The 15,058-nt window shown below is 68.6% G+C and carries 14 protein-coding genes; 4 read left to right on the top strand and 10 right to left on the bottom strand.

The annotated features are described in order from the left end of the window. Nucleotides 1–12 precede the first annotated feature (12 nt). Nucleotides 13–816 (bottom strand): exodeoxyribonuclease III, encoded by an 804-nt coding sequence (locus tag DTS01S_RS20900; RefSeq protein ID WP_016448562.1) that lies wholly within the window; start codon nucleotides 814–816, stop codon nucleotides 13–15. Nucleotides 817–826: 10 nt separating this feature from the next. On the opposite strand from DTS01S_RS20900, the gene pyrE reads away from it, so the two are divergent. The 3 genes from pyrE to DTS01S_RS20915 all read left to right on the top strand — a co-directional run bounded on the left by pyrE (nucleotide 827) and on the right by DTS01S_RS20915 (nucleotide 4,969). Further along, nucleotides 827–1,528: an orotate phosphoribosyltransferase gene (gene pyrE / locus DTS01S_RS20905; RefSeq protein ID WP_016453598.1), complete on the top strand. Its 702-nt coding sequence runs from the start codon at nucleotides 827–829 to the stop codon at nucleotides 1,526–1,528. Nucleotides 1,529–1,574: 46 nt separating this feature from the next. Continuing rightward, nucleotides 1,575–2,189, top strand: coding sequence for a hypothetical protein (locus DTS01S_RS20910; RefSeq protein WP_016453597.1), 615 nt, complete (start codon nucleotides 1,575–1,577; stop codon nucleotides 2,187–2,189). 170 nt (nucleotides 2,190–2,359) lie between these two features. Beyond that, nucleotides 2,360–4,969 (top strand): membrane-bound PQQ-dependent dehydrogenase, glucose/quinate/shikimate family, encoded by a 2,610-nt coding sequence (locus DTS01S_RS20915; RefSeq protein WP_061288663.1) that lies wholly within the window; start codon nucleotides 2,360–2,362, stop codon nucleotides 4,967–4,969. Nucleotides 4,970–4,999: 30 nt separating this feature from the next. On the opposite strand, the gene DTS01S_RS20920 is transcribed toward DTS01S_RS20915, so the two are convergent. The 4 genes from DTS01S_RS20920 to DTS01S_RS20935 all read right to left on the bottom strand — a co-directional run bounded on the left by DTS01S_RS20920 (nucleotide 5,000) and on the right by DTS01S_RS20935 (nucleotide 7,376). Beyond that, on the bottom strand, nucleotides 5,000–5,353 hold the full coding sequence (locus tag DTS01S_RS20920; RefSeq protein ID WP_016448558.1) for a hypothetical protein: 354 nt from the start codon (nucleotides 5,351–5,353) through the stop codon (nucleotides 5,000–5,002). Between the two features lie 76 nt (nucleotides 5,354–5,429). Further along, nucleotides 5,430–5,666, bottom strand: coding sequence for a hypothetical protein (locus DTS01S_RS20925; protein ID WP_016448557.1), 237 nt, complete (start codon nucleotides 5,664–5,666; stop codon nucleotides 5,430–5,432). 122 nt (nucleotides 5,667–5,788) lie between these two features. Continuing rightward, entirely contained in the window at nucleotides 5,789–6,352 is a 564-nt protein-coding gene (locus tag DTS01S_RS20930) for a nitroreductase family protein (protein WP_061288690.1), read from the bottom strand. Nucleotides 6,353–6,401: 49 nt separating this feature from the next. Then, nucleotides 6,402–7,376, bottom strand: coding sequence for a hypothetical protein (locus DTS01S_RS20935; protein ID WP_061288664.1), 975 nt, complete (start codon nucleotides 7,374–7,376; stop codon nucleotides 6,402–6,404). A gap of 358 nt (nucleotides 7,377–7,734) precedes the next feature. On the opposite strand from DTS01S_RS20935, the gene serA reads away from it, so the two are divergent. Continuing rightward, nucleotides 7,735–8,964 carry a phosphoglycerate dehydrogenase gene (gene serA, locus DTS01S_RS20940; RefSeq protein ID WP_061288666.1) on the top strand — a complete coding sequence of 410 codons (1,230 nt, stop codon included), beginning with the start codon at nucleotides 7,735–7,737 and terminating at the stop codon, nucleotides 8,962–8,964. 64 nt (nucleotides 8,965–9,028) lie between these two features. Here the strand turns inward: serA and DTS01S_RS20945 are convergent, their stop codons facing one another. From DTS01S_RS20945 to gatC, 5 genes are all read right to left on the bottom strand, one after another. Further along, nucleotides 9,029–10,165 carry an HPP family protein gene (locus DTS01S_RS20945; RefSeq protein WP_254788004.1) on the bottom strand — a complete coding sequence of 379 codons (1,137 nt, stop codon included), beginning with the start codon at nucleotides 10,163–10,165 and terminating at the stop codon, nucleotides 9,029–9,031. A gap of 163 nt (nucleotides 10,166–10,328) precedes the next feature. Next, nucleotides 10,329–11,552: a serine hydrolase domain-containing protein gene (locus tag DTS01S_RS20950; RefSeq protein ID WP_061288670.1), complete on the bottom strand. Its 1,224-nt coding sequence runs from the start codon at nucleotides 11,550–11,552 to the stop codon at nucleotides 10,329–10,331. 148 nt (nucleotides 11,553–11,700) lie between these two features. After that, nucleotides 11,701–13,146, bottom strand: coding sequence for an Asp-tRNA(Asn)/Glu-tRNA(Gln) amidotransferase subunit GatB (gatB, locus tag DTS01S_RS20955; protein WP_016453590.1), 1,446 nt, complete (start codon nucleotides 13,144–13,146; stop codon nucleotides 11,701–11,703). A gap of 6 nt (nucleotides 13,147–13,152) precedes the next feature. After that, nucleotides 13,153–14,649, bottom strand: coding sequence for an Asp-tRNA(Asn)/Glu-tRNA(Gln) amidotransferase subunit GatA (gatA, locus tag DTS01S_RS20960; RefSeq protein ID WP_016448551.1), 1,497 nt, complete (start codon nucleotides 14,647–14,649; stop codon nucleotides 13,153–13,155). Nucleotides 14,650–14,715: 66 nt separating this feature from the next. Next, a complete protein-coding gene (gatC, locus tag DTS01S_RS20965; RefSeq protein ID WP_016448550.1) occupies nucleotides 14,716–15,015 on the bottom strand; it encodes an Asp-tRNA(Asn)/Glu-tRNA(Gln) amidotransferase subunit GatC in 300 nt (99 codons plus the stop codon). Nucleotides 15,016–15,058 lie beyond the last annotated feature (43 nt).

A 15,058-nucleotide genomic window follows, 5' to 3' on the forward strand; every position in this document is an offset into this window, starting at 1 on the left:
TGCTTGAACGTCTCACAGCTTCATGTCGTAGCCGATGGTCACCGGCGCATGGTCCGAGAACTTCACATCCTTGTAGATGTTCTCGGTGCGGGCCAGCGCGGCGGTAGCGGGGGTGGCCAGGTGGTAGTCCAGGCGCCATCCCACGTTGTTGGCGTAGGCCTGGCCGCGGTTGCTCCACCATGTGTAGCAGGTGTCGGTGGTGTCGGGCTGGAGCAGGCGATAAACGTCCACCAGGCCGCCAGTCGGCTCAGTTTTGTTCAACAATTTTGTCATCCACTCGCGTTCCTCGGGCGTGAAACCGCTGTTTTTCTGGTTGCTGCGCCAGTTCTTGAGGTCGATCTGCTGGTGGGCGATGTTGATGTCGCCGCAGAGGATGAACTCGCGTTCGCCCTTCATGCGCATCAGGTGGGCGTGCATTTCGGCCAGGAAGCGGAACTTGGCCGTCTGGCGCAGTTCGCCGGAGCTGCCGCTGGGAAAGTAGGCGCTGATGATGGACAGCTTGCGCGATGGCGTGTCGAAGCGCGCCTCCACGTAGCGGCCTTCGGCGTCGAATTCGTGCGAGCCGAAGCCGACCACGACGTCGCTGGGCTCGTGGCGGCTGTAGACGCCCACGCCCGAGTAGCCCTTTTTCTCGGCGTAGTGGAAGTGGCCGCGCAGGCCGGCCAGCAGCTCGAAGCGTCCGGTCATGTCGGCGGCCTGGGCCTTGATTTCCTGCACGCAAATACAATCCGGCGCAGTGGCCTCGATCCAGGCTTCGACGCCCTTGGTCGAGGCCGAGCGGATGCCGTTGAGGTTGAGGCTGGTCAATTTGAACAAGGATGAATCCATGGTGGTGAGTAATCTGCAGGCCGATGACGCAGGCCGTCTGGCGCAGGAATTTGTGCAATTCGCCGTTGACGCAGGGGTGCTGCGTTTCGGCGAGTTCAAGACCAAGGCCGGGCGCATGAGCCCGTACTTCTTCAATGCCGGCCTGTTCGATGACGGCGGCAAGATGGGCCGTCTCGCCGAATTCTATGCAAAAGCCATTGCGGCCAGCGGCATCGAGTTCGACATGATCTTCGGCCCGGCCTACAAGGGTATCCCGCTGGCGGCCACCGTGGCGGTGGAGCTGGCCCGCATGGGCATCAACAAGCCCTTTGCGTACAACCGCAAGGAAGCCAAGGACCACGGCGAGGGCGGCACCCTGGTGGGCGCGCCGCTCAAGGGCCGCGTGCTGATCGTGGACGACGTGATGAGCGCCGGCACGGCCGCGCGCGAGTCCATCGCCATCATCCGCGCCGCCGGTGCCACGCCGCATGCCGTGGCCATCGCGCTGGACCGCCAGGAAATGGCCACGGAAAATGGCCAGGACGTGCCCCACAGCGCCGTGCAGTACGTGCGCAACCAGCTGGGCATGCAGGTCTGCACTATTGCAAAACTGGCAGACTTATTGCTTTATCTTGAGATTCAAGGTGGCAGCGCAGGCAGCGGCCACCATGAGCGCGTGCTGGCCTACCGCCAGCGTTATGGAGTCAACGACAAGGGGTGAGCGGTTGATGAAGCGGGCGATGCATGCACGATCCTTGCTGTGTGCCATGGGCTTGGCCACGCTGGGCTGCGCCGTGCTCGCCCAGGATGTGCCCCTGGGGCCGGGCATCTATTCATGCACCGACGCCCGTGGCCGCCGCCTGACGGCCGACCGCCCGATTGCCGAATGCGTGGACCGCGACCAGCGCGTGCTGGGCAACTCCGGCGTGGAGCTGCGCCGCGTGGGCCCCACGCTGACCGACAACGAACGCGCCGAACTGGACGCCCAGCGCCGCCGCGACCAGGCAGAGCAGCGCCGCATGCGCGAGGAGCGCTCGCGCGACAAGGCGTTGATCACGCGCTACCCCAACCAGGCCGCCCACGATGCCGAGCGTGCCGAGGCCATCTCCCAGGTCGATCAGGTCATCTCCGTGGCGCGCCAGCGCCAGCAGGAACTGCAGACGCGGCGCACGGCCCTGAATGCCGAGATGGAGTTCTACAGGAAAGACCCCGCCAAGGCGCCGGCATCGCTGCGCCGCCAGCTCGACGAGAACACGGCCTCGCAGGAGGAGCAGCAGCGCTTCGTCCAGCAGCAGGACCAGGAAAAGCGCCGCATCCAGGAGCGCTTCGATGCCGAGCTGCAGCAGCTGCGCCAGCTGTGGGCTGCGAGCGCACGCCGCTGAGGCAGGCCCAACGCCGCGCCCGCCGCCGCGTTCTTTCTTCTTCCTGCCCCTCCTTTCCTTCCTCCTTCTCGTTGCACGCTTGCTGAGTCGAATTCGTCCTGCATGCGGCGCCCGCATGCAGGGCTAGGCTTTGCGCATCGAGTCTGCGGGCTGACATCAAGGGAGGCAGCATGACGGTGTGGCGTTGGTTGATGGCCTTGCTGCTGTGGGCAGCCGGGGCCTGGCTGTCCTGGGGCGGCGCCCAGCTCCTGCTGGCCGGCGGCAGCGGCTACTACGTGATCGCCGGCCTGCTGCTGCTGGTGGTGGGGTGGGGCGTGGCGCGCCGTTCGGCCATGGCGCTGTGGCTGTTTGCGCTGTGGCTGCTGGGCACCGCGCTGTGGGCGGTCTGGGAGATAGGGTTGGACTGGTGGCCGCTGGCGGGGCGCCTGGGGGTGCCCTGGTTGATGGGCCTGCTGCTGGTGCTGCCCTGGTCGGTGCGTGCGCTGCGCCATGAGCCCGACATGGGCCAGAACCGGGGCCTGGCACCGGCCCATGCGGCGCTGGCGCTGGTGGTGCTGGGCACGGCCATTCTTGCGGGCCTGTCCTTCGGGCGCCAGCGCGATGCCCATGAAACCCAGGGCCAGTTTGCGGGCGCGGCCGCCGCTGCGTCGGACCTGCCTGCCGACGGCCAGGTCACGGCCGTGCAGAACATGTCCATGGTGGCCTCCGAGGCCGGCGGCCTGCGCAGCCCGCCGGTGCTGCAGGGCGATGCCACCGATGCCGTGCCCGATGGCGAATGGCATGCCTACGGCCGCACCGGAGCGGGCCAGCGCTATTCGCCGCTGCGCCAGATCGGCCCGCACAACGTGCGGCTGCTGCAATTGGCCTGGGAGTTCCGCACGGGCGATGTGCGCGGCAAGCCCGGCGATCCCGAAGAAACCACGTTCGAGGTCACGCCGCTGAAGATCGGCGAGCGCCTGTTCCTGTGCACGCCCCACCAGTCGGTGATTGCGCTCGATGCCACCACGGGCAAGCAGCTGTGGCGGCGCGACCTGCCCATGCCCAAGGGGCTGGCGCTGCAGCACCTGACCTGCCGGGGCCTGTCCTACCAGTCGGCGCAGGCGGCCGCGCAGTTCGATGCGGCGGCAGGGCAGACGCATTCGGCGGTGGCGCCGGCTGCAAGGAAGGCCGGCGCACAGGCGGCACAGGCGGTACAGGCTGATCCGGCTTCCTCGGTCTCCCCGGCCCCTTCCTCCGATGATGGCCGCTGTACCGCCAAGCTCTTCATGGCCACGGCCGACGGCAAGGTGGTCGCCCTCAATCCCGCCGACGGCCAGACCTGCGGCAACGTGGCGGGCGGCCAGGGCCAGATCGACCTCTGGCAGGGCATGCCCGAGCGCAAGCCGGGCTCGTACTACTCGACCTCGCCGGTGGTGGTGGCGCGCGACCGCATCATCGTGGGCGGCACGGTGCTGGACAACCATTCCACGCGCGAGCCTTCGGGGGTGATCCGTGCGTTCGACATCCGCTCGGGTGCGCTGCTGTGGGCCTGGGACCCGGGGCGGCCAGCGACCAGCACGCCGCTGCCCGAAGGGCAGACCTATGTGCCCAGCTCGCCCAACAGCTGGTCCATCTCCAGCGTGGACGAGACGCTGGGCCTCGTCTTCGTGCCCATGGGCAATGCGCCGCCCGACCAATGGGGCGGCCGGCGCAGCGCCGAGGCCGAGCAGTATTCGTCCTCCGTGGTGGCTCTGGACATCGCCACGGGCGCCGTGCGCTGGGTGTTCCAGACCGTGCACCACGATCTCTGGGACTATGACGTACCCTCGCAGCCCAGCCTGATCGACCTGGAGATCGGCGGCCACAGCGTGCCCGCCCTGGTGCAGCCCACCAAGCAGGGCGAGCTGTTCGTGCTGGACCGGCGCACGGGCCAGCCGCTGCTGCCCGTTACCGAGGTGGCTGCGCCGCAGGGCGCGGCACGCGGCGACCGCACGGCGCCCACGCAGCCGCATTCGCAGCTGAGCTTCAATCCCCCGGCCCTGACCGAACGCGACATGTGGGGTGCCACGCCCTTCGAGCAGCTGTGGTGCCGGCTGGCCTTCCACCGGCTGCGCTACGAGGGGCGCTTCACGCCGCCCTCGGAGCAGGGCTCGCTGATCTATCCGGGCAACTTCGGCGTCTTCAACTGGGGCGGCGTGGCCGTGGATCCGCGCCGGCAGGTGGTGTTTGCCACGCCCACGCGGCTGGCCTTCGTCTCCACCCTGGTGCCGCGTGCGGACGATACCTCGCTGCTGGTGCAGGATGGCGGACCGCCCAAGGACGGCCTGCCCGCGCTCAACGAAAATTTCGGCGCACCGTTTGCGGTGCGGCTCAAGCCCTTTGTCTCGCCGCTGGGCATTCCCTGCCAGGCGCCGCCCTGGGGCTTTGTGGCGGGCGCCGACCTGCGCACGGGCCAGATCGTCTGGCAGCGCCGCAACGGCACGCCGCGTGACCTGAGCCCGCTGCCGCTGGGCTTTCGCATGGGCGTGCCCGGCATTGGCGGCCCGGTGGTGACCGCTGGCGGCGTGGCCTTCTACTCGGGGGCTCTGGACAACTATGTACGCGCCTACGACGTGGACAGCGGCCGCCAGCTCTGGCAGGACCGCCTGCCCGCAGGCGGCCAGGCCACGCCCATGACCTACCTGGGCACGGACCAGCGCCAGTACCTGCTGGTGGTGGCGGGTGGTCATGGTTCGACCGGCACCAAGGCTGGCGACAGCGTGCGTGCCTATGTGCTGCCCAAGGAGGTGGCGGCGCCCTGAGCGCTCAGCGCCGTGGGGGTCTGCGCCGGCTCATGCCGATCCGGCCCGGCCCAGCATGCGCAGCACGCGCGTGACCAGCAGCGCGGCCACCCAGGCCAGTCCGCCGATCAGCAGCGGCAGGCGCAGCAGCGCGCCTTGCTGGGCGAACAGCATCAGCGCGTCTGCCTTCCACAGCGCGGCATAGCCCGTGTACAGGCCGTAGGCCAGCCAGGCCAGGGCGCCCAGGGCGAACAGGGCCGCCATGCGCCGGGCGCTGCGGCCATCGCGCGAATCCGCGGGCAGGGCGCGCGTGCCGTGCCAGACCCAGCCGATGGAGGCGAGCACCAGCAAGGCACTGGCTGCCACGGACAGCTGCAGCCAGGTATGGGGGGAGAGTGAGGACATCAAAAGGAAACTGCGCGCCGACACCGTGCCGGCCGCAGCGAGTGTAGCTGCGCCGTGCTTTGCGCCGCCTGCGCGCTCAGGCCGGCTGCCAGACGGTGGCGCCGTGGCCCTGGCCGCCGCTGCCGGGGACGGAATGGATGCCCAGCACGGCTGCATGGCGCTGCAGCAGGGCGTCGAACTGCTCGATGCTTTCCGCCGTGGCCGGGGCGTCGTCGTATTCGCTGGCCACCTGGTCCGTGGTGAAGGAGCTGGCGCCGAACTTCTGGACGATGTTGCGCAGCTTGTCGAGGTTGGGGCTGGAGGATGGTGTCATGGCAACTCCTTGGGGTCATGGACGCCTGCTGCGCCGCAGGCCTGTGGGCCAGTGTAGCCCCGGGGCCTGGGCAGGCCATCCGGGGCATCCCCGCAAAGCGGCGTAGGACTTGGAACCCGCCGTCAGCCGCCCGTGGCCACGGGGCCGGCGCTCAGCACTTCGGCCAGCGGCTTGCGCGGCGTGGGCACCTCGCGCTCGCGCAGATCGTCGGGCAGGGCGGCTGCATCGCCGCGCCAGCCCACGGCGATCACCACCTCGGGCTCCAGGTGCTCGGGCAGGCGCAGCACCTCGCGTGCAGCGTCGGCCGAGAAGCCGCCCATGGCGTGCGTGGCCAGGCCCATGGCATGGGCTTCCAGCGCCAGGTAGCCCCAGGCGCAGCCCGCGTCGAAGCTGTGCTTGCCGGGCGAGGCCTGGCGGTCGGACATCAGCACGATCAGCGCGCCCGCCTCCAGGCACCAGCGGCGGTTGAACTCGTTGGGGATGGTGCTGAAGGCCTGCCAGTTCGCATCGCCGCGCAGCGCATAGGCAAAGTGCCAGGGCTGCTTGTTGCTGGCCGAAGGCGCCCAGCGCGCGGCGTCGGCCAGCTGCTCGACCTGGGCCTGGCTCAGTGCCTCGGGCCTGAAGGCGCGCGGCGACATGCGGCCCAGGAACTGCGGATGGATGGGGGTGGTGGTGTCGCGTGTCATGCGGATAGGCGGCAAGCAGAAAGGAAAGCGGCAACGATAGCGCAAGGCCTCAGGGCTGGCGCGGTGCCTGGCCATGCTGCTGGCTGATCACGCGCAGGTGGCGCTCCATGCGGATGAAGACCAGCACCATCACCACCAGCACCAGGAATGACATCAGCATGCTCCAGAAGGCCGTCTCCACGGCGCCGAAGCGTTCCTTCCAGGAGCTGCTGCCGTGGCTGTCCTCGCCGCGCAGCGCGCGCGCCGCATTGTCCAGGGACAGCGTGTAGTTCAGCAGCACCGTGGACAGGATCTGCTGGGCCGTCTGCGCCTGCAGCCGCGGCTCCAGCGCGGCATTGCCGAAGACCTGCTCCAGCGCGGCGGGCAAGCCCTGCACATAGGCCGCATAGGCGCCCTTGCCGTGTTCCAGCTCGGCGGCCTGGGCACGCTCATGGATGGCGGCGGCGGTATCCACGGGATCGACCATCCAGCTGTCTTCCTCGTCGGCGGAGGCGGCTGCGGCAGCCGCTGCATCGGCCGCCGCATCGGCCGCCGCATCCACCGCCCCGGCATCGCCTTCGCGCTGGCCGCGCTCCTGGATGCGGCGCTGCACATCGGCCTCGGACGGCAGGGCGTCGCCTTGCAGCAGCGGGTGCAGCGGTGCCAGGCCCCGGGCCTGGTGGTCCCGCTCGGTGCGCTCGCGCCGCGCAGGATCCTTGTTCACGAAGGCGCGCACCAGGGCGTCGGCCTTCTGGAAGGCGGGGCGCAGCGCCGGATCGGCCAGGCGCTTTTCCATGGCGGGTTCGCCGCCGCCCGCGCCCAGGTCACGGCTGGTTTCGTCCACGACGAACTGCAGGTCGGGCCTGGCGTCCTTCCAGTTCAATTCCTGGGCCACGGCCTGGGGCGCCTCGGCCTTGCCGGGCCTGAAGCTCTCCCAGGTCCACAGTGCCATGCCCATCAGCACGAGCAGGGAGAACACCAGCAGCACCACGCGCACCACCTGCACCAGCAGGTCCTCGATCCTGCGCAGCATGTTTGTAATCATCGGATTCCTCGGTTGGTTCGTAAAACAAGGGCGCGTCCGGCCCGCCTGCAGGCCTGTTCTGTTGCTATTGATTTGAAAGCACCGGACGCAGACGCGCGAATTCTAGGAAGGCTGCCGCGCACGGGCGCACCGGTTCTCAATGTTTTACATTTCGCGCCAATCTCGAAGTGTGCATGTGCTCCCGTGGCATGCGCCGTCCTGCAATGGGTGTCTGCCGGATGGCGGGATATTCATGGCCGCAGGGCGCATGGTTCTCCCGCTTGCGGGCGCGCTGGCTTTGGGCCTACCGGCTGTAGCGGCTTCCCGAATCCGCTGTAATGCTCGCTTTGATTTCTGACTGACTAGAGAGGGCTTGCCCATGACCAAAACGTCGCTGGATAAATCGAAGATCAAGTTCCTGCTGCTCGAAGGCATCCATCCTTCCGCACTCGAAGTGCTGCGCAACGCGGGCTACACCAATGTGGAGACCGTGACGGGCGCGCTGGAAGGCGAGGAGCTCAAGCGCAAGATCGCCGACGTGCACTTCGTCGGCATCCGTTCGCGCACGCAGCTGACGGCCGACGTGTTCGCCGCCGCGCAAAAGCTCGTGGCCGTGGGCTGCTTTTGCATCGGCACCAACCAGGTGGACCTGGACGCGGCGCGCGAGCGTGGCGTGGTGGTCTTCAACGCGCCTTACTCCAACACGCGCTCGGTGGCCGAGCTGGTGCTGGCCGAAGCCATCCTGCTGCTGCGCGGCGTGCCCGCCAAGAACGCCTCCGCCCACCGCGGCGGCTGGCTCAAGAGCGCCGAGAACTCCTACGAAATCCGCGGCAAGACGCTGGGCATCGTGGGCTACGGCTCCATCGGCACCCAGCTGTCGGTGATGGCCGAGTCGGTGGGCATGCAGGTGCTCTTCCATGACGTGTCCACCAAGCTGCCGCTGGGCAATGCGCGCCAGGCCGCATCGCTGGCCGATCTGCTGGCCGGCAGCGACATCGTCACCCTGCACGTGCCCGAGCTGCCCTCCACCCAGTGGATGATCGGCGCCAAGGAAATCGCGGCCATGAAGCCCGGCGCCATCCTGATCAATGCCTCGCGCGGCACCGTGGTGGAAATCGAGCCGCTGGCCGAGGCCCTGAAGGCCGGCAAGCTGCTGGGCGCCGCCATCGACGTGTTCCCCACCGAGCCGCGCAGCAACAAGGATGAATTCGTCTCGCCCCTGCGCGGCCTGGACAACGTCATCCTGACCCCGCACGTGGGCGGCTCCACCATGGAGGCCCAGGCCAACATCGGCCTGGAAGTGGCCGAGAAGCTGGTCAAGTACAGCGACAACGGCACCACCACCTCGGCGGTGAACTTCCCCGAAGTGGCCCTGCCCGCCCACCCCGGCCAGAACCGCATCCTGCACGTGCACCACAACCAGCCCGGCGTGCTGTCGGCCATCAACCAGGTGTTTGCCGAGAACGGCATCAACATTGCCGGCCAGTACCTGCGCACCGACGAGAAGGTGGGCTATGTGGTGATCGACCTGGCGGCCCAGTCCTCGGGCCTGGCGGTCGAGAAACTGACCCAGGTTCCCGGCACCATCCGCTGCCGCCTGCTGTTCTGATGGCCAGGTTTCAGGATGCTGCGCTTGGGCGCACTTCCTGAAACTGGCGCATTGCCGGCTCGCCCTATCTGCCCGGCTGCAGCAGAAGCCGCATCAGGTCCGTGCGCGTGATCAGGCCGGTCAGCCGGCCTTCGCGCATCACGGGAATGCAGGGCACGCTGTGCCGGGCCAGGGCGTCCAGCAACTGGCCCACGGGCGTGTCTTCGTCCACGCTGAGTTCAGGCGCATGAACCAGCTGGGGCAGCTCCGACAGGCGGGGCGCGGCCCGGCTCTTGCCGGGCAGGCGCTGGCCCAGCCAGTTCAGCAAAGAAGGCTTTGCCGCAGATTCGGCCGGGCGCACGGGACTCATCCACAGCCACTCGTACAGCTCGGCACGGGAGACCGTGCCGGCCAGGCCGCCATCGGCGTCCAGCACCGGCAGGCTCTTGGCCGGGTGCGCGCGAAAGCGTGCGTCCACGGCGTGCACGTCGTCGTCCAAGGAGCAGCTCACGGGATCGCGCGTCATCAGCTGGGCGCAGCGCACGCCGCCCAGGCGGTGCTCGATGGCGGTTTCCTCGGCGGCGGCCAGCAGCTCGGCCAGGTCGTCGGCTTCCAGGTTGTTTTCCTGGCCGAAGCGCAGCAGCAGCGCCTCCAGATCGGCATGGGACAGGCCCAGGCGCGAGGCATGGCGATGGGCCGAATCGGCGGGCGAGGCCTTGGGCGCCGTGTCGGCATGGTGGGGATAGCGCCGGCCCGTGGCGCGGTGGAGCGCCGTGGCCGCCAGGACCAGCGCCAGCGTCAGCGCGCCCACGGGCACGAAGGGCAGCATCCAGCCGGCGGCCAGCGAGGCCTTGGCATTGAGCACCGTCAGCAGGGCCATGGCGCCACCCGGCGGATGCAGCGAGCGCGTCAGCAGCATGCAGCCTATGGCGCCACCCACGGCCAGCGCAGGCGCCAGCTGGGGCGGGCACCACTGCAGCACGAACAGGGCCCAGAGCGCAGACACCGTATTGCCCACCACGCAGGACCAGGGCTGGGCCAGCGGGCTGGTGGGCACGGCGAACAGCAGCACGGCCGTGGCGCCCAGCGGCGCGAACAGGCGCAGGGGAAGATCCCAGGTGCCCGCATGCGCCAGCCAGACCAGGGCCGTGGCCAGCCCCATGCCCACGATGGAGCCCATGGCCACGCGCCACATGTCCGCAGGCGCGGGGCGTGGCACCACCGGCCCCCATGCTTTTCTGTTCCAGCCCATGGCCTTGTTGTCTTGTTGTCTTTGCCTGCGCGGCCCTGGGGCAGGGCTGCAAAAGCGCGTCATTTTAGGAAGGGACGCCGCTCTTGCTCGCAGCATGGGCTTTGCACCCTTTCGGTGCAGCGCGCCTGCCGGCTCAGTCCACCACGGACTGGTACACGCCCTCGCGCATCACCCAGCGGTAGGGAATGCGCTGAGCCATGGACTGCATCATGAGGATGGCGAACAGGTCCTCCTGCGGATCGATCCAGAAGAAGGTGCCGTAGATGCCGCTCCATGAAAAGTCGCCCACGCTGCCCGGCAGCGGGTTGAGGCCCGGCGCCGTGCGCACCGCAAAGCCCAGGCCGAAGCCCTGGCCCACCTCGGGCGAGGGCAGCTGGGCGCCGAAATACGCCATGTCCGGCCCCATGCGCACGCTGGCGGGCAGGTGGTTGGAGGTCATCAGCTCCACGGTCTTGCGCGAGACCAGGCGTACACCGTCCAGCGTGCCGCCGTTGCGCCAGAACAGGCACAGCCGCGCGTAGTCGGCCATGGTCGAGACCATGCCACCGCCGCCCGACTCGAACATCATGGCGCGCGTGACCGGGGGGATGGGCGGCATCTGTTTCTGCGGCCCTTCGGGCTGGGGCCGCGCGGCGCGTGCGATCTCGCTGTCGGGCGCATGAAAGCCCGTGTCGGCCATGCCCAGCGGCCCGGTGATGTGCTCGCGCACGAAGGCGGCCAGCGTCTGGCCGCTGACCAACTCGACCACGCGGCCCAGCACATCGGTGGACATGCCGTATTCCCAGGTCTCGCCGGGCTGGGCCACCAGCGGCAGCTGCGCGAGCCTGGTGATGAACTGCGCATTGGTGAACTTGCCGCTGAACAGGCCCGCATCCAGGTACATCTTCTTGACGGGGTGCTCGGTGCCTGCAAATCCGTAGGGAATGCCGGAGGTGTGGCGCAGCAGGTCCTGCAGCGTGATGGGCCGCGCCAGCGGCGCGCGCTCCAGGCCCACGCGCAGCGCGGCCAGCTCAGGCAGGTACTGCTCCACGGGCTCGATGATGGACAGCCGCCCCTGCTCGGCCAGCATCATGATGGCCAGCGAGGTGATGGGCTTGCTCATGGAGGCGATGCGGAAGATGGCATCGGGCCGCATGGCCGTGCCGGCCTCGGGGTCCAGCAGGCCGAAGCTCTCCAGGTAGGCGAGCTTGCCGCGCCGCGCCACCAGGGCCACGGCGCCCGGGATCTCGCCGGTGTCCACGCCGCGCTGCAGCCGGGCCGACAGGCGTGCCAGGCGCGCGCCGCCCAGGCCCACGGCTTCAGGGGAGTCGGCCCAGGGCAGGCCGGGGATGTGCAGGCGGTCGGTGCTGGCGGTCATGCTGTCTCCTCAGGTGCGATGGCAGGGATTCTGGAGACATGCGGGCGCAGGCGCTGTTCGGTGCGGGACAGCCGGCGCGGAGCGTGCACACGAAAAAAAGCCCGCCACGGTGGGCGGGCCTGGTGGGCCGGGTGGACCGGGCGTGTGGTCAGGCCAGCTTGGCCTTGAGCAGCTCGTTGACCTGCGCCGGGTTGGCCTTGCCCTTGGAAGCCTTCATGACCTGGCCGACCAGGGCGTTGAAGGCCTTGTCCTTGCCTGCGCGGTACTGCTCCACGTTGGCCGGATTGGCGGCGATCACCTCGTCGATGATCTTCTCCAGCGCGCCCGTGTCGTTCATCTGCTTGAGGCCCTTGGCCTCGATGATGGCGTCGACATCGCTGCCTTCACCGCTCCACAGCGCCTCGAACACCTGCTTGGCAGCGTTGTTGGAGATGGTGCCGTCGCCGATGCGCTGGATCAGCGCGGCCAGCTGGGCGCTGGAGACCTTGGCGGCCTCCATGCCGATTTCCTCGGTGTTCAGGCGGCGCGAGATCTCGCCCATGATCCAGTTGCTGGCCAGCTTGGGCGCATTGCAGGCCCGGGCCGTGTCCTCGAAGTAGGCGGCCATGGCCTGGCTTTGCGTCAGCGTGGTGGCGTCGTACTCGGGCAGGCCGTATTGCTCGACAAAGCGCGCGGCCATGGCGCGCGGCAGCTCGGGCATGTCGGCCCTGACCTGTTCCACCCACTCGGGCGCGACCACCAGCGGCGGCAGGTCGGGGTCGGGGAAGTAGCGGTAGTCGGCCGCGTCTTCCTTGGTGCGCATGGAGCGCGTCTCGCCCGTGTCGGGGTCGAACAGCACGGTGGCCTGCTGGATGCGGCGGCCGTCCTCGATTTCCTCGATCTGCCAGCGGATCTCGTAGTCGATGGCCAGCTGCATGTTCTTGAAGCTGTTGAGGTTCTTGATCTCGCGGCGCGTGCCCAGCGGCTGGCCGGGCTTGCGCACGGAGACGTTGGCGTCGCAGCGAAAGCTCCCTTCCTGCATGTTGCCGTCGCAGATGCCGATCCAGGTGACGATCTGGTGCAGCGTCTTGGCGTAGGCCACGGCTTCTTCCGTGCTGCGGATGTCGGGCTCGGTCACGATCTCCAGCAGCGGCGTGCCGGCGCGGTTCAGATCGATGCCCGACTGGCCGATGAAGTCCTCGTGCAGCGACTTGCCGGCATCTTCCTCCAGGTGGGCGCGCACCAGGCGGATGGTCTTCTTCTCGTCGCCGAGGAAGAAGGACACCTCGCCGCCCTGGACCACGGGAATCTCGAACTGCGAGATCTGGTAGCCCTTGGGCAGGTCGGGATAGAAGTAGTTCTTGCGCGCGAAGATGCTGCGCGGCGCAATGTGCGAGCCCAGCGCCAGGCCGAGGCGGATGGCGCACTCGACGGCCTTTTTGTTCATCACCGGCAGCGTGCCGGGCAGCGCCATGTCCACGGCGCAGGCCTGGGTGTTGGGCTCGGCGCCGAAGGCGGTGCTGGCGCGGCTGAAGATCTTGGACTGGGTGGCCAGCTGGGCGTGGGTCTCGAAGCCGATGACGACTTCATAGCCCTGGATGAGTTTCGCGGTCATGGGGTCTCAGATGCCCTTCGGAGCTTGAAGGTGGAAATCGGTGGCCTGCTGGAAGCGGTGGGCGGCGTTGAGCAACTGGCCTTCCTTGAAGTAGTTGCCGATCAGCTGCAGGCCCACGGGCATGCCGGCCTCGCCAAAGCCTGCGGGCACGCTCATGCCGGGCAGGCCGGCCAGCGATGCGGGCAGCGTGAAGATATCGGCCAGGTAGTTGGCCAGCGGGTCGCTCTTTCCGCCCAGCTGCCAGGCCACGGTGGGCGCGGCGGGGCCGGCGATCACGTCGCACTGCTGGAAGGCGGCCTGGAAGTCGTCGGCGATCATGCGGCGGATCTTCTGCGCCTGCAGGTAGTAGGCGTCGTAGTAGCCCTCGGACAGCACGTAGGCGCCGATCATGATGCGGCGCTTGACCTCGTCGCCGAAGCCTTCGGCGCGGGTCTTCTTGTACATGTCCACCAGGTCCGTGTAGTCCTTGGCGCGGTGGCCGAACTTCACGCCGTCGAAGCGCGAGAGGTTGGACGATGCCTCGGCCGGGGCCAGGATGTAGTACACGGGAATCGACAGCTCGGTGCGCGGCAGCGAGATCGGCACCAGGCGGGCGCCCAGCTTCTCGTATTCCTTGAGCGCGCCATCCACGGCGGCGCGCACGTCGGCCGACAGGCCTTCGCCGAAGAACTCGGCGGGGATGCCGATGCGCAGGCCTTCGATGCCGTCGTTCAGGCGGGCCGTGAAGTCCTCGGCGGGCACGTCCAGGCTGGTGGAGTCGCGGTCCAGGTCGGGGCCGCACATCTCGGACAGCAGCAGGGCGCAGTCCTCGGCGCTCTTGCCCATGGGGCCGGCCTGGTCCAGGCTGGACGCGAAGGCGATCATGCCGTAGCGGCTGGCGCGGCCATAGGTGGGCTTGATGCCCGTGATGCCGCAAAACGATGCGGGCTGGCGGATGGAGCCGCCCGTGTCGGTGCCGGTGACGGCGGGCGCCAGGCCGGCGGCCACGGCCACGGCCGAGCCGCCCGAGGAGCCGCCGGGCACGCGGTCCAGGTTCCAGGGATTGCGCACGGGCGCGGGTGCGTCGAAGCCCACGGGCGCGACGGCCGAGTTCTCGTTGGCCGAGCCCATGGCGAATTCATCGCAGTTGAGCTTGCCCAGCGTCACGGCGCCGGCCTCGGCCAGGCGGGTGACCACGGTGGCGTCGAAGGGCGAGCGGTAGCCGGCCAGCATCTTGCTGGAGGCCGTGGTCGGGAAGTCGCGCGTGACGAAGATGTCCTTGTGCGCAATGGGCACGCCAGCCAGGCGACCGCCCTTGCCTTGGGCAATCAGGGCGTCGGCAGCGCGGGCCTGGGCCAGGGTGGCCTCTTCGTCGATGCTGACGAAGGCGCCCAGGTTCTGGTGCGCCTGGGCGCGGGCCAGGAAATGCTGGGCGGCTTCGACGGCGCCGAGCTTGCGCTCGCGCAGCAGGGCCGACAGGGCCGACACGCCGAGCGTGTGCAGATCAGTGGTTTGCTGGGTCATGTATGGGATGCGGAAAACGGGGACGGATGCCAGGGGACAGGAAGCAGGGCGAGCGACGCCCGGCGCTCACTCGATCACCTTGGGGACCAGGAACAGGCCGCGCTCGACGGCCGGGGCGCTGCGCTGATTGGCGTCGCGCTGGTCGGGCTCGCTGGCAATGTCCTCGCGCAGGCGCAGGGCAATGTCCTGGATGGCGGCGACCGGATGTGACAGCGGGCTGACGCCCGAAGTATCCACAGCCTGCATCTTCTCCACGATGCCGAAAAAATCATTGAGCTGGCCTAGCATGCGCTCACTCTCTGCGGAAGAGAGCTCGAGCCGTGCGAGGTTCGCGATGCGTGCGATGTCTTGTGCGTTCAGTGCCATAGGAATTTTGAAGGGGGCAACGGGATGTAAACCCGCATTTCAA

The sequence above is a fragment of the Delftia tsuruhatensis NBRC 16741 genome (genome assembly GCF_001571325.1).
Lineage (GTDB): Bacteria > Pseudomonadota > Gammaproteobacteria > Burkholderiales > Burkholderiaceae_C > Comamonas > Comamonas tsuruhatensis.

Coding starts and splice junctions, on each gene's coding strand:
- DTS01S_RS20920 (WP_016448558.1), bottom strand. CDS start 5,353: ATGTCCTCACTCTCCCCCCATACCTGGCTGCAGCTGTCCGTGGCAGCC.
- DTS01S_RS20910 (WP_016453597.1), top strand. CDS start 1,575: ATGGGCTTGGCCACGCTGGGCTGCGCCGTGCTCGCCCAGGATGTGCCC.
- DTS01S_RS20915 (WP_061288663.1), top strand. CDS start 2,360: ATGACGGTGTGGCGTTGGTTGATGGCCTTGCTGCTGTGGGCAGCCGGG.
- DTS01S_RS20950 (WP_061288670.1), bottom strand. CDS start 11,552: ATGACCGCCAGCACCGACCGCCTGCACATCCCCGGCCTGCCCTGGGCC.
- DTS01S_RS20935 (WP_061288664.1), bottom strand. CDS start 7,376: ATGATTACAAACATGCTGCGCAGGATCGAGGACCTGCTGGTGCAGGTG.
- DTS01S_RS20930 (WP_061288690.1), bottom strand. CDS start 6,352: ATGACACGCGACACCACCACCCCCATCCATCCGCAGTTCCTGGGCCGC.
- DTS01S_RS20925 (WP_016448557.1), bottom strand. CDS start 5,666: ATGACACCATCCTCCAGCCCCAACCTCGACAAGCTGCGCAACATCGTC.
- gatB (WP_016453590.1), bottom strand. CDS start 13,146: ATGACCGCGAAACTCATCCAGGGCTATGAAGTCGTCATCGGCTTCGAG.
- gatA (WP_016448551.1), bottom strand. CDS start 14,649: ATGACCCAGCAAACCACTGATCTGCACACGCTCGGCGTGTCGGCCCTG.
- pyrE (WP_016453598.1), top strand. CDS start 827: ATGGTGGTGAGTAATCTGCAGGCCGATGACGCAGGCCGTCTGGCGCAG.
- serA (WP_061288666.1), top strand. CDS start 7,735: ATGACCAAAACGTCGCTGGATAAATCGAAGATCAAGTTCCTGCTGCTC.
- gatC (WP_016448550.1), bottom strand. CDS start 15,015: ATGGCACTGAACGCACAAGACATCGCACGCATCGCGAACCTCGCACGG.